The 12,159-nt window shown below is 71.5% G+C and carries 11 protein-coding genes; 7 read left to right on the top strand and 4 right to left on the bottom strand.

Features of this window, described 5'->3' with window-relative positions:
- Positions 1–75 precede the first annotated feature (75 nt).
- The gene (locus ACIRVH_RS42480; RefSeq protein ID WP_403965337.1) at positions 76–747 is read left to right on the top strand and encodes a class F sortase; all 672 of its coding nucleotides are present in this window, start codon (positions 76–78) and stop codon (positions 745–747) included.
- Between the two features lie 22 nt (positions 748–769).
- Here the strand turns inward: ACIRVH_RS42480 and ACIRVH_RS42475 are convergent, their stop codons facing one another.
- The 3 genes from ACIRVH_RS42475 to ACIRVH_RS42465 all read right to left on the bottom strand — a co-directional run bounded on the left by ACIRVH_RS42475 (position 770) and on the right by ACIRVH_RS42465 (position 3,422).
- A complete protein-coding gene (locus ACIRVH_RS42475) occupies positions 770–1,951 on the bottom strand; it encodes a GDSL-type esterase/lipase family protein (RefSeq protein WP_403965335.1) in 1,182 nt (393 codons plus the stop codon).
- A 41-nt stretch (positions 1,952–1,992) separates the two neighbouring features.
- Positions 1,993–2,562 carry a TetR/AcrR family transcriptional regulator gene (locus tag ACIRVH_RS42470; RefSeq protein WP_403965333.1) on the bottom strand — a complete coding sequence of 190 codons (570 nt, stop codon included), beginning with the start codon at positions 2,560–2,562 and terminating at the stop codon, positions 1,993–1,995.
- Between the two features lie 98 nt (positions 2,563–2,660).
- Positions 2,661–3,422 carry a LacI family DNA-binding transcriptional regulator gene (locus tag ACIRVH_RS42465; RefSeq protein ID WP_403965448.1) on the bottom strand — a complete coding sequence of 254 codons (762 nt, stop codon included), beginning with the start codon at positions 3,420–3,422 and terminating at the stop codon, positions 2,661–2,663.
- A 191-nt stretch (positions 3,423–3,613) separates the two neighbouring features.
- Here ACIRVH_RS42465 and ACIRVH_RS42460 point away from each other — a divergent pair, with 191 nt between their 5' ends.
- The gene (locus tag ACIRVH_RS42460) at positions 3,614–4,567 is read left to right on the top strand and encodes a LysR family transcriptional regulator (RefSeq protein WP_403965331.1); all 954 of its coding nucleotides are present in this window, start codon (positions 3,614–3,616) and stop codon (positions 4,565–4,567) included.
- Positions 4,568–4,715: 148 nt separating this feature from the next.
- Positions 4,716–6,653: a collagenase gene (locus tag ACIRVH_RS42455; RefSeq protein WP_403965329.1), complete on the top strand. Its 1,938-nt coding sequence runs from the start codon at positions 4,716–4,718 to the stop codon at positions 6,651–6,653.
- A gap of 76 nt (positions 6,654–6,729) precedes the next feature.
- On the opposite strand, the gene ACIRVH_RS42450 is transcribed toward ACIRVH_RS42455, so the two are convergent.
- Positions 6,730–8,178 (bottom strand): glyceraldehyde-3-phosphate dehydrogenase, encoded by a 1,449-nt coding sequence (locus ACIRVH_RS42450; RefSeq protein WP_403965328.1) that lies wholly within the window; start codon positions 8,176–8,178, stop codon positions 6,730–6,732.
- 144 nt (positions 8,179–8,322) lie between these two features.
- Here ACIRVH_RS42450 and ACIRVH_RS42445 point away from each other — a divergent pair, with 144 nt between their 5' ends.
- The 4 genes from ACIRVH_RS42445 to ACIRVH_RS42430 all read left to right on the top strand — a co-directional run bounded on the left by ACIRVH_RS42445 (position 8,323) and on the right by ACIRVH_RS42430 (position 12,123).
- The gene (locus tag ACIRVH_RS42445) at positions 8,323–9,531 is read left to right on the top strand and encodes a hypothetical protein (RefSeq protein WP_403965327.1); all 1,209 of its coding nucleotides are present in this window, start codon (positions 8,323–8,325) and stop codon (positions 9,529–9,531) included.
- A 135-nt stretch (positions 9,532–9,666) separates the two neighbouring features.
- Positions 9,667–10,359: an alpha/beta fold hydrolase gene (locus ACIRVH_RS42440; RefSeq protein ID WP_403965325.1), complete on the top strand. Its 693-nt coding sequence runs from the start codon at positions 9,667–9,669 to the stop codon at positions 10,357–10,359.
- A gap of 197 nt (positions 10,360–10,556) precedes the next feature.
- Positions 10,557–11,150, top strand: a complete 594-nt coding sequence (locus ACIRVH_RS42435; RefSeq protein WP_403965323.1) for a DUF998 domain-containing protein — start codon at positions 10,557–10,559, stop codon at positions 11,148–11,150.
- A gap of 103 nt (positions 11,151–11,253) precedes the next feature.
- Entirely contained in the window at positions 11,254–12,123 is an 870-nt protein-coding gene (locus tag ACIRVH_RS42430; RefSeq protein ID WP_403965321.1) for a PP2C family protein-serine/threonine phosphatase, read from the top strand.
- Positions 12,124–12,159 lie beyond the last annotated feature (36 nt).

Raw genomic sequence — 12,159 nt, 5'->3', positions numbered from 1 at the left:
CGGCGCGCACCGTGCCGGCGGCCCGCCCCCGAGCCCCGATCCGCGTGCTGCCGTGCCCGAGTGAGGTGGTGTCCGATGGCAGCAGATCCCTCCTCCCCGCCCCCCGCCGAACCGGCGACGGACCAGGCGACCCCCGGCCTCGGCGGCCGGCTGACCCTGTGGGGCGTGGCGATCGCCGTCCTCGCCGTCAGTCTGTTCGGCGGCCATCACGGTGCGAACGACACCCCGGACGTGTCCCGTACCTCGGGCGCGACGGGCGCCGCCACGGGCGACTCCCAGCAGGCAGGCCGGCCGCTGCCGCACTCCGTGCCGATCCGGCTCCTCATCCCGAAGATCTCCGTGGACGCCCCCTTCGCCGCCCTCTCCCTCGGCCCCGACGGGCAGCTCGAGCCCCCGCCGGCGGCCAACACCAACCTGGTCGGCTGGTACGCCGAAGGCGCCTCGCCCGGCGAGGCGGGCACGTCGATCATCGCCGGACACGTCGACACGGTGACCTCCGCGGCCGTCTTCGCCAACCTCGACCAGCTGGAGACCGGCGACCGGTTCTCCGTCGACCGGGCCGACGGGCGGCGGGCGAACTTCGTCGTGGACGACACGGAGACCTTCGCCAAGGACGACTTCCCGAGCAAGCGCGTGTACGCCGACACGGCGCGCCCAGAGGTCCGGCTCATCACCTGTGCGGGGGACTACGACCACTCGGTGAAGGACTACACCGACAACCTGGTGGTCTTCGCCCACCTCGTGTGACGCTCCGCCGGACCGGTACGGGTCAGACGGCGCCGTCCGCGAAGGGGCCGCGCGGGGCGAACGCCAGCGCGGCGAAGCGCTCGCCGATCCGGTGGTGCGTGGCGGCGTCCGGGTGGAGGTCGTCGGGCAGCGGCAGTTCGACGCTGTCGGCCTCCCCGTACAGGTCACGGCCGTCGAGGTAGGAGAGGTGCGGGTCCTCGGCCGCCCGCTGCCGCACGATCCGGGCCAGTTCCTCCCGGATGACTCCCAGGGTGAGCTTGCCGTACGCGCGCTCCGCCGGATCGCCGGTGGCCCGGAACCGCAACTGCCCCGAACCCAGGGAGCCGAAGTCCAGGGCGCACGGGCCCGGCGTGTCCTCGTGGATGGGGCACAGGATCGGCGAGATCACGAGGAGAGGGGTGTCCGGCCGGCCCTCGCGGATGGTGTCGAGGAAGCCGTGGACGGCGGGGCCGAAGGCGCGCAGCCGCATCAGGTCGGCGTTGACCACGTTGATGCCGAGCTTGACGCTGATCAGGTCGGCGGGGGTGTCGCGCAGCGTACGAGCGGTGAACGGGTCGAGGAGGGCGCTGCCGCCCAGGCCGAGGTTGATCAGCTCCACCCCGCCGAGCGAGGCGGCGAGCGCCGGCCAGGTGGTGGTGGGGCTCGCGGCGTCGGAGCCGTGGCTGATGGAACTGCCGTGGTGCAGCCACACCTTGCGGCCCCGGTCCGGAACCGGCTCGACGGGCGCGTCGGCGCGCAGGGCGACCAGTTCGGTGGTCTCGTTGTGCGGCAGCCAGATCTCGACGTCCTTGACCGCGGCGGGCAGCCCGGTGAAGCGGACGGTGCCGACCGGGCCCGGCCGCTGCTCGGCGGTGCCGGCGGCCATGTCGATCGTCAGGGTGTTGCCACCGGTGACGGACGCGCTGCCGGCCGGGCGCCCGTCGACGAGCACGTCGTACACGCCGTCCGGGCGCGGCGGGGCGCCGACGTAAACCCGTTTGGTCGGCAGCGTGTCGAGCTCGACGGCGGTGGCGCGCGTGCGGAACACCAGCCGCACGCCCGACGGCTGGGACTCCACCATGTGCAGCTGCGGGTCGGCGCACTGGGCCCGGGCCCGGGCCGGAAGCCGGTGCGGCAGCAGTCCGTGTTCGGTGCGTTCCAGGTCGAGGGCGCCGCGTACGAGGTCGGCGGTCAGGGGGATGGTGAGCCAGTCGTACGAGGACATCGGTGCGAGCCTGTCGATAGGAGGGGGAGGGGGAGGGGGAGTCAGGGCGTCGGCCAGTTGCGCAGCAGCGCGTCGAGGGCGTCCAGGATCCGGGTCCAGGACTCCTGCGAGTCGGGTGCGCTGTGACTGAACCCGCCGGCCGACTCCAGGCTGACGTAGCCGTGGAAGACACTGCCGAGCAGCCGGACCGCATGGGTCTGGTCGGGCTCGGTCAGGTCGTAGCCGCGCAGGATCGCCCGGGTCATCTGGGCGTGCCGGCCGCCCGCGCTCGCGGCGGCGGCCTCCGGGTCGAGCCGGAAGCGGGCCGCCTCGTAGCGGCCGGGGTGCTCGCGGGCGTAGTCGCGGTAGACGTTCGCGAAGGCCTGGAGGGCGTCCTTGCCGGCCCGGCCGGCCAGCGCGTCGGCGGCGCGGTCGGCGAGTTCCTCCAGCGCGAGCAGGGCGATCCCGGTCTTCAGCTCCTGGGAGTTCTTCAGGTGCGAGTACAGGCTGGCGACCTTGACGTCGAAACGCCGGGCCAGCGCGGACACCGTCACCTGCCCGAAGCCGACCTCGTCGGCCAGCTCCGCTCCCGCACGGACGAGGCGCTCCGCTGTCAGTCCTGCGCGCACCATAAGCTTCCTCCCTTTTGCCGACATTAATTATGCAGCTGCCTAAAACCTTTAGGCAAATGGAAGAGTGCTGTAGTGAGGTTCGATGCCGGAGGAAGGTGTCAGCCGCCCGTCGACTCGCGGACGACCAGGGAGAAGCGGCTGGCGAAGTCCTCCTGGTCCACCGGCGGCCCCGCCCGGCCGATCCGTGCGGCCAGAAGTGCGACCGCCCGCTCGGCCATCAGGTCGTGGTCCGGATCCACGGTGGACAGCGAGGGAACGAGGAACGCGCTCTCGTCGACGTTGTCGAAGCCGATCACCTTGACCTGCCCGGGCACCCGCACCCCGGCATCGGCCAGGCCGCGCAGCGCGCCCATCGTCACGGTGTCCGTCACACAGCACACGCCGTCGAAGCGCAGTCCGTCCGCCGCCATCGTCCGGGCCCGCCGGGCGGCGGCGTCCATGGTGAGCGACGGCAGGCTCTGCACCAGCTCCGGATCCACGGGCAGGCCCGCCGCCTGCAGCGCCTGCCGGTAGCCGGCGTGGCGCAGGCTCGACACGTCGACCTCGCCGCGCAGCTCCCCGCACAGGACGGCTATGCGCCGGCAGCCGCGCTCGATCAGGTGCCGGGTCGCGGCCGGGGCCGCTTCCACGTTCGGCATCGCGACGTGGTCCACGGGGCCGCCGAAGATCCGCTCACCCAGGATGACCACGGGGTCGTCGACCCTGAGGGAGCCGACGTCGGCGGGACCCATGCCGACGGTGGCCAGGATGAGCCCGTCGTAGAGCCGGTTGCGGGACTGGGAGAGCGCCGCCAGTTCGTTCTCCCGCCGGGCGCCGGTCTGTTCGATGCTCACCCGCAGGCCGTGCCGGGCCGCCCCCATCATCAGCGGCGAGGTGCCGACGGGTGGACGGAACGTAACGGACGCGGACCTGCGACTTGTGCGCGCGTCCGTGCGATGGAACGCTTCCGTCCGCCGGTCGCGACCACGGCCGGCGAAGCTGTGAGCATGGGTTTCCCGGGAGGCGGACGGTCTCCCGGAGCCGGCCGTGGGACGAAACGGGGAGTGGACCGATGGAGCTGGAGCTTCGGCACCTGCGTGTGCTGTGCGCGATCGCCGACGCGGGCAGCGTGGGCCGTGCCGCGGCGCAGCTCGGGTACTCGCAGCCCGCCGTGAGCACCCAGCTCAGACGTATCGAGCGCCACCTGGGCGAGCCGCTCTTCGAACGCAGCGCGACCGGAGTGCGGCCCACTCGGTACGGCGCCGAGGTGGTCGCCCAGGCCCGCGACGTGCTGGCCCGCGCCGACGCCATCGGCCACCGCCCCGCCTCCACCCGGCCGCGCCGTACGCTGCGCGTGGCCGCGACCAACTCGCCCATGCTCTCCGGCACGGTGTCCCGCGTCCGCACCCGGCTGCCGGATCTGTCCCTCGCCGTGACCAGCGTCTACGCCTCCTCGCGGATCGTCGAACTGCTCGAGGAGGGCGCGGTGGACGCGGCCATCGCCGCCGACTACCCGGGCATGGAGCTGCGGCACTCGACCGCCGTGCAACACCGCGGGATCGTCACCGAGCCGACGTTCGTCGCCCTGCCCTCGCGCCACCGCCTGCGCCAGTCCGCCCAGGTGCAGCTGGCCGACCTGGCCGAGGACGACTGGTTCGTGACCCCGGACGACGGCGCCGGCTGGCCCGGGGTGTTCTACGACGCCTGTGCCGCGGCCGGGTTCACCCCCGCCGCCGTACACGAGTTCCTCGGCGACCAGACCCAGCTGCAGAGCATGATCGCCGACGGTCTCGGTGTCTCCATGGTGCAGCCGACGCTGCGCCCGATCCCGCACGTCACGGTCAAGCCGCTGGCCGGCTCACCGCTGTGGTGCCGCTATGTGCTGGCCTGGCGTCCCGACACCGTCACCGCCGACGTCGTGGAGACGCTCTTCCAGTCGGCCCTCGGCGCCTATCGCGATCTGGTCGCCCAGGCACCGCACTTGAGGACCTGGGCATCGCGCACCTGGAGCATCGCCGGGGCGTAGCGGCCGCCGTCGCAGCGGGCCGCGATGTTATGGGCCGCTAGTGCCATGTGCTATGTCACACGCCATTGTTGTGCGGATGGCGCGCTGAGACAGTGCCACACACGCCTCAACACCCCACCGAGGCGCATCCCTTCGTGGAGGAATCCCGATGCGCTATCGCTTCGCGCTGCCCAGACGCATGGCCGGCGCCGCCGCCGTCTGCGTCACCGTGGCCGGCCTGCTGTCCACACCCGCGCTGGCAGCACCCCAGCCGAACTCCGGTACCGCCGCGCACACACCCCCCAGGCACACCCCGGCACCACCCCCCATCGGCCCGACCGCCGGTGCCGACGAACGCCCCGCGGTCCAGGCGAAGAGCCTCAGCCCCGCCCAACTCCCTCCCCAGGCACCGACGTTCACCCGCAGCATGGAGATCGCCCCGCACGGTGTGACCAAGGCGGCCTCCTGCACTTCGGCCGACTTCGGCAGCCGTACCGGATCCGCCCTCGTCTCCTTCGTGAAGGCGTCCTCCACGGACTGCGTGAACACCCTCTTCTCGGTCACCGGAAGAGACGGACACGACATCTTCCGCCAGGCGCAGATGCTGTCCGTGGCCAACGCGTTCACGCGTACGGCCGGGCAGTACCAGGGCGACAACTCCGGCAGCCTGCTGCAGCTCGTCCTCTTCCTGCGCGCGGGCTACTACGTGCAGTTCAACCACCCCGGAGACGTCGGGTCGTACACCTCCCGGCTCACCACCGCCGTCACGGGCGGCCTGGACACCTTCTTCGCCCGCTCCCACTCCCGGGACGTGACGGCCGCGAACGGTGACATCCTCGGCGAGACCGTCATCCTCACCGACAGCGCCGACCAGCAGGGCCGCTATCTCTCCGTCTACCGGCGGCTGCTGGGCGACTACGACAGCTCCTACGACGCCGTCGACAGCATGGTCAGGGCCGTCAACGACGTCTACACGCCGCTGTGGCGCGGCAACTGGAACCCGGCGTACGTGCAGGCGGTCGACGCCGACCCGCGCATCATCGACACCCTGTACGACTTCGCGCTGGCCAACACCGACCAGCTCGGCACCGATCTGGCCTTCCTGGACTCCAACGCCGGGATGAACCTGGCCCGTTACGTCGAGCACCCGGAACTGCGCGAGACCGTCCAGCCGTTGACCAGGGATCTGCTGGACCAGACCGCGATCACCGGTCCCACGGCCGGGCTCTGGGTCGCCGTGGCCACGCAGGCCAACTACTACGACAGCGCCAACTGCGCCTACTACGACGTGTGCGACCTGCCGGCGAAGCTCACCAAGGCCGTCCTGCCGATCAGTCGCCGGTGCGACGCGAACGTCACGATCCTCGCCCAGTCCCTGACCGCCGAGGACCTCGACGCCGCCTGCGCCAGCGTGCTGAACCAGAGCACCTACTTCCGCGGCGTGGTCAAGGCCGGCGGAGCGATACCGGGACAGTACGTCTCCACGATCCAGCTCGTGGTCTTCGCCAGCCGGACCGACTACCAGACCTACGCCGGTCCGATCTACGGCATCAGCACCGACAACGGCGGTATGACCCTCGACGGCGATCCCTCCGACCCGGCCAACCACGTCACGTCGATCATGTACCAGAAGAACTACGACGACGGCTTCGTGGCCCGGATCTGGAACCTCAACCACGAGTACACGCACTTCCTCGACGCCCGCGACGACATGTCGGGCGACTTCACCCGGCAGACCTCGGTGCCCGACGTGTGGTGGATCGAGGGCGTCGCCGAGTACGTCTCCTACAGCTACCGGAGCCTGGCCGACGACCAGGCGATCCAGGAGGCCGCCAAGCACACGTACAAGCTGAGCACCCTCTTCGAGAACACCTACGCCAACAGCGACGTGACCCGCACCTACCCGTGGGGCTACCTCGCCGTGCGCTACATGATCGAGCGGCACCCCGACGACGTCCGGCGCATGCTCGACCGCTTCCGCGCCGGTGACTACGCCGGCGGATACGCCGTCTACCACGACGGCATCGGCAACCGCTACGACGCCGACTTCGACCAGTGGCTCACGGCGTGCGCCGCGGGCGCCTGCACCAGGCCCTCGGCGGCCTGACCGCCCGCGCCCGAGCAGAACGGCCGCCGACCGGAACTCCGGTCGGCGGCCGCACCTGTCACGCGGGTCCCCGGCGTCAGACCGCCGTCGCCGGGTACGTCGGGTACTCGACGCCCGAGACGTGCTGGACGACCCGGACGACCTGGCAGGAGTAGCCGAACTCGTTGTCGTACCAGAGGTAGAGGATGGCGTTGTCGCCGTCGACCTTGGTCGCGCCGGCGTCGACGATCGAGGCGTGACGCGAGCCGACGAAGTCCATGGAGACGGCGTCGGGGGCGGTGGTGAAGTCGATCTGGCGCTTCAGCGGCGAGTTCAGCGAGACCTCGCGGAGGTAGTCGAGGACCTCGTCGCGGGTGGTCTCACGGCCCAGGCGCAGGCTCAGGATGGCGATCGAGACGTCCGGGACGGGGACGCGGATCGAGCTGCCGGTGATCGGGGCCTTGAGGTCCGGCAGCGCCTTGGCGACGGCGGAGGCGGCACCGGTCTCGGTGATGACCATGTTGAGCGGCGCGGAGCGGCCGCGGCGGTCGGCCTTGTGGTAGTTGTCCAGCAGGTTCTGGTCGTTCGTGAACGAGTGGACGGTCTCCACGTGACCGCGCAGGACGCCGAACTCGTCGTCCATCGCCTTCAGCGGCGGGACGATCGCGTTGGTGGTGCAGGACGCGCAGGACAGGATCTGCTCGTCCGGCTTGATCGTGTCGTGGTTGACGCCGTGGACGATGTTCGGGACGTCGCCCTTGCCCGGGGCGGTCAGGACGACCTTGTCGATACCGGGGCGCAGGTGCTTGGAGAGGCCCTCGCGGTCGCGCCACTTGCCGGTGTTGTCGATGAGGATGGCGTCCTTGATGCCGTGCGCCGCGTAGTCGACCTCAGAGGGGTCGTTGGCGTAGATCACCTTGATCGCGTTGCCGTTGGCGACGATCGTGCTGGTCGCCTCGTCGACGGTGATGGTGCCGTTGAACTGGCCGTGGATCGAGTCGCGGCGCAGCAGCGAGGCGCGCTTGACGAGGTCCGCCTCACCGCCACCGCGGACGACGATGGCGCGCAGGCGCAGGCCGTTGCCGGAGCCGGCCTTCTCGATCAGCAGGCGGGCGACGAGGCGGCCGATGCGGCCGAAGCCGTACAGGACCACGTCGCGGCCTCCGGCGCCACGCTCGATCTTGTTGGCACCCGTGGCGCCGGCGACGGCCTCGGCGGTGAACTCGGCCACCGACAGACCGCGGTCGTCGGTCCTGTAGGTGGCGGCGAGCATGCCGATGTCGATCTGGGACGGCCCGAGGTCGAGGGTGGTGAGGGCCTGGAGGAACGGCATCGTCTCGGTGACCGAGAGCTCCTCGCCGGCGATCTGCCGGGCGAAGCGGTGCGTCTTCAGGATGCTGACCACCGACTTGTTCACCAAGGAGCGGCTGTGCAGCAGGACGGTCACGTCCCGCTCGCGGTGCAGCTTCCCGATGATCGGGATCATCGACTCCGCGATCTCCTCGCGGTTCTTCCAGTTGGTGAACGAGTCGTCGTTGACAGTCACAGATCCATCTTTCGAGCTAGGCAGCGCTCAGATGATAACAACAACCGCTTCTGGTCTTTACGGGGGTCCTGAATCAGGGTGGAAGAACGTAAGAAAGCCGGGTCGCGAATTGCACGCCGGCACCGCTGTGACCATGGTCTGAGGGTGAGTACGTCCTCTGTGCCCCGGCCCGAGCCGGCCGCCCCGTCCCGCCCCTTCCGCGGCCCCGCCCTGCCCCTCGTCGTCCGGCACCGGATCCCCGAAGGCGCCCTGCCGGCCCTCGCGCTGTTCGCGGCGGTCCGGATCGCCGGCGTCCTCGTCGTGATCGTCGCCAACCACCTCACCGGACACCCGTTGGTCAGGAGCCTGGCCCACTCCTGGGACTCCCGCTGGTACCTGCACATCGCCACGCATGGCTACGGGCACCTCATCTGGATCAGCCAGAGCGGCGGGGTGCAGGCCGACTGGGCGTTCTTCCCGCTCTACCCCGGGCTCATCCGCGCCCTGACCACCGTCCTCCCGCTCACCCCCGGCCAGGCCGGGCTGCTCGTCGCCTGGGCCGCCGCGGGCGCGGCCGCCTACGGCATCTACGTCCTCGCCCACCGCCTGTACGGGCGTGCCGTCGCCACCGCCCTGGTCGGACTGTGGGCCGTGCTGCCGCACGCCGTCGAGCTGACCATCGCCTACACCGAGTCCCTCTTCGCCGCGCTCGCCGTCTGGTCCCTGTACTGCGTGCTCAGGGGCCGCTGGCTGTGGGCAGGCTCGCTGGCCGCGCTGGCGGGTCTGTCCCGGCCGACCGGATTCGCGGTGGCGGCGGCCGTCGGCCTCGCCGCCGCGCAGGAGGTGCTGCGGCAGCGCGGCCGGGTGCCCGCGACCCTGTGGGCCGGCGCCCTGATCGCCCCGCTGGGCTGGCTCGCCTACGTCCTGTGGGTGGGGCAGCAGACCGGCGACCCGCTGGGGGGCTACTTCAAGATCCAGAGCGCCTGGGACTCGCGCTTCGACTTCGGCGCCGGTGCCCTGCGCTTCCTCAGAGCGCTGTTCCTGCACGGCGGCGGCTTCGTCTACCCGGCCGCCCTGATGATCGTCGCGGTCTCCGTCGTCCTCTTCGGGCTGCTCTGCCTGGACCGCGCCCCACTCGTCCTGGTCGTCTTCGCCGGGGTGCTGGTGCTGCTCGTGGTCGGCGGCTCGGGCTCGTTCTCGTCCAAGCCGCGCTTCCTGCTCCCGGTCTTCCCCCTGCTGATCCCTCCGGCCCGTGCCCTCGCCCGCACCTGGCGGGTACGCCCGGCCCAGGCCCTGCTCGTCGGCGGCGCCCTGGCCGTCGTGTCCCTGCTGTACGGCGCCTACGTGACGGTGGTGGCCCACTCCCCGCTGTGAGCCACCGGGCGACCGGGCGCGGGCGGAAGTCGGAAGCCTTTCCAGGGAAACGTGGCTGCCGCACCCGGAATCGGCTGGATCCGGGGCCGGTTCACCGAAAAGATCGTGCGGAGTCCTGACGAGAGAGGCGTGTCGATGAAGCTGCACACCCGCGAGTGGGGGACCGGGGACCGGATCGCCGTCCTGGTCCACGGGATCATGTCCGACCACAGGACCTGGCGCCGGGTCGCGCCGGTCCTGGCGGACAAGGGCTACCGGGTCATCGGCGTGGATCTGCGCGGGCACGGCGCGAGCGGCCGGGGGGAGTACGGCGCCGAGGTCTGGGCCGACGATCTGGTGGAAACACTGCCCAAGGGCCCGGAGTTGGCGATCGGCCACTCGCTCGGTGCCATGGCGCTGGCCCTCGCCGTCGAGCGCCTCGCACCGGACCGGGCGGTCTACTGTGACCCGGCCTGGGAGCTGGGCGGCAACGCCACCGCGGCCGCCACCGTCTTCCCGTCCTTCAAGGACGCGCCCCGTGCGATGATCACCGGCTTCAACCCGCGGTGGGAAGAGGCCGATGTGGACATCGAGTTGGCCACGCTCGCCGTCTGGGACCCCACGACCGCCCACGCCCTCCCCGACGCCTACGCGGTCAGCCGGACCCCGGCCCGCCCGGTGGTGCCCTCACTCGTCGTGCTGGCCGACCCCAGCCGGCTCGTGTCCCCGGAGGCGGCGGGGGAGTTGGCGCGGAGGGGCTTCGAGATCCGCACCGTCCCGGGGGCGGGGCACACCCTCTACCGGGACGACTTCGAGGGGTTCATGTCGGCACTGGACGGATGGATGTGAGCGTGCGTCCGCCGCTCGGACGCCGGGCCCGGCACCGCTGAGCCGCACACCTGGGGACATCCTCACCCGCCTTCCGGGGGTCTGCCGCAGCGCCCCGGGTGCCTGCCGCGTGATCGGCTGTGTGCGACGGAGTCGATCGAGGGCAGCCGAGGGGTGGGGGACAGGTGCGGTATCGGTGGGGGTGTGCGGCGTGGGTCGTGGGAGTGGCGCAGTTCTTCGTCCTGCACGGCGTCGTCGAGTCGGCGTGGGCGAGGCCGTACAGCTGGGCGCGGAACAACATCAGTGACCTGGGCAACGCGCACTGCGCCTGGCAGCCGGACCCCGAGCCGCGCTACGTCTGCTCACCCGAGCACACGCTGATGAACGTCTCCTTCGTCACCCTCGGTGTGCTGTTCGCCGCAGGTGTCCTGCTGACCGGTGCCCTGTGGCGACGCGGCGCGACCGCGACCGCCTCCCGGCTGCTGCTGGCCGGTGCCGGTGCCGGGTTCGTGTCGGCCGGGCTCGCGCCCGCGGACGTGCACGAGAACCAGCACGTCCTGGGCGCCCTGCTGATCATGGCGACCGGCAACCTCGGCCTGCTGCTCTCGGGAGCCGCGCTGGACGTGCCGCGTCCCCTGCGGTGGGGGAGCGGACTGCTCGGCGCCGTGGCACTCACCGCCTTCGGGCTCTTCCTCTCCCACCACTACCTCGGGCTCGGCATGGGCGGCATGGAACGGGTCGCGGCGTTCCCGCTGCTGGTGTGGGCGGCGGCCCTCGGCGCCTGGGGCCTGGCCGTTCGGGACGCTCGGTGACCATCCGTCTCCGGGCGGAAGATCCGCCTGAGGCAGGATCGTCCCATAACGGTAAAATCTAGACGTTTGCCTCGACGGGCCACCGCCCATCCGGAAGTGATCGATGCCCCGCAAGCGCTCCACGGACGACGGCGACGAGCTGCTGGCCAGACTCGGTTCGCTCACCGCCCAGGCACGCAAGCGCGCGGAGCTGCAGCGCACCCAGGTCGAGCTGGCCATCGCGCTGCAGCGCGGCATGCTGCCCCGGGACCTGCCCGCCGCCCCGGGCCTGCACCTCGCGGTGCGGTACGCACCCGCCTGCTACGGCCTCAACGTGGGCGGCGACTGGTACGACGCCTTCACCCTGCCCGACGGCCGGATCGGGCTGTGCATCGGCGACGTACAGGGCCACAACATCGAGGCCGCCGCCTTCATGGGCCAGGTCCGGGCCGGGCTGCGCGCCCTCGCCTCGGTGACCAGCGAGCCGGGCGAACTCCTCGCCCGGACCAATGAGCTGCTGCTCTCCCTGGGCAGCGATCTGTTCGCCACCTGCACCTTCATGCGGCTCGACCCCGCCACGGGCGTGCTGGAGAGCGCGCGGGCCGGGCACATCCCCTTCATCTGGGCCACGGCGGACGGAAAGTCCGGCGTGGTGGACGACGAGGGCGGGCCACCGCTCGGCATCGAGCCGGACATGGAGTACCCGGTGACCCGACACCGGCTCACCACGGGCGGGGTGTTCGTCCTGCTCACCGACGGTGTCGTGGAGGGTCCGTCGCTGAGCATCGAGGACGGCCTCGACCAGGTGGTGCGGCTCGCGGGCATCGCGGCCGTCGCGGGACTGGAGGCGCACGCGCTGGCCGCGGCCGTGATCAAGGGCGCGGAGAACGTGGGGCACGAGGACGACGCCGCGGTGCTCGTCGTGGGCCTCGACGGGCCGGGGGCGTGGCTGTCCGACCGGTGGGGCGCTCTGAAGCCCGGCTTTCAGCCATAGAGCGGGACCGGACGGCCCTCGCCTCGCCGACGGCGG

The sequence above is a fragment of the Streptomyces sp. NPDC101165 genome (assembly GCF_044768135.1).
GTDB lineage: Bacteria > Actinomycetota > Actinomycetes > Streptomycetales > Streptomycetaceae > Streptomyces.
This window is presented reverse-complemented; position numbering and strand designations above follow the sequence as displayed.

Bases quoted from the DNA above. Each gene is read 5' to 3' on its own strand.
- ACIRVH_RS42460 (WP_403965331.1), top strand. From the start codon at position 3,614: ATGGAGCTGGAGCTTCGGCACCTGCGTGTGCTGTGCGCGATCGCCGAC.
- ACIRVH_RS42470 (WP_403965333.1), bottom strand. From the start codon at position 2,562: ATGGTGCGCGCAGGACTGACAGCGGAGCGCCTCGTCCGTGCGGGAGCG.
- ACIRVH_RS42475 (WP_403965335.1), bottom strand. From the start codon at position 1,951: ATGTCCTCGTACGACTGGCTCACCATCCCCCTGACCGCCGACCTCGTA.
- ACIRVH_RS42455 (WP_403965329.1), top strand. From the start codon at position 4,716: ATGCGCTATCGCTTCGCGCTGCCCAGACGCATGGCCGGCGCCGCCGCC.
- ACIRVH_RS42430 (WP_403965321.1), top strand. From the start codon at position 11,254: ATGCCCCGCAAGCGCTCCACGGACGACGGCGACGAGCTGCTGGCCAGA.
- ACIRVH_RS42465 (WP_403965448.1), bottom strand. From the start codon at position 3,422: ATGGGGGCGGCCCGGCACGGCCTGCGGGTGAGCATCGAACAGACCGGC.
- ACIRVH_RS42480 (WP_403965337.1), top strand. From the start codon at position 76: ATGGCAGCAGATCCCTCCTCCCCGCCCCCCGCCGAACCGGCGACGGAC.
- ACIRVH_RS42440 (WP_403965325.1), top strand. From the start codon at position 9,667: ATGAAGCTGCACACCCGCGAGTGGGGGACCGGGGACCGGATCGCCGTC.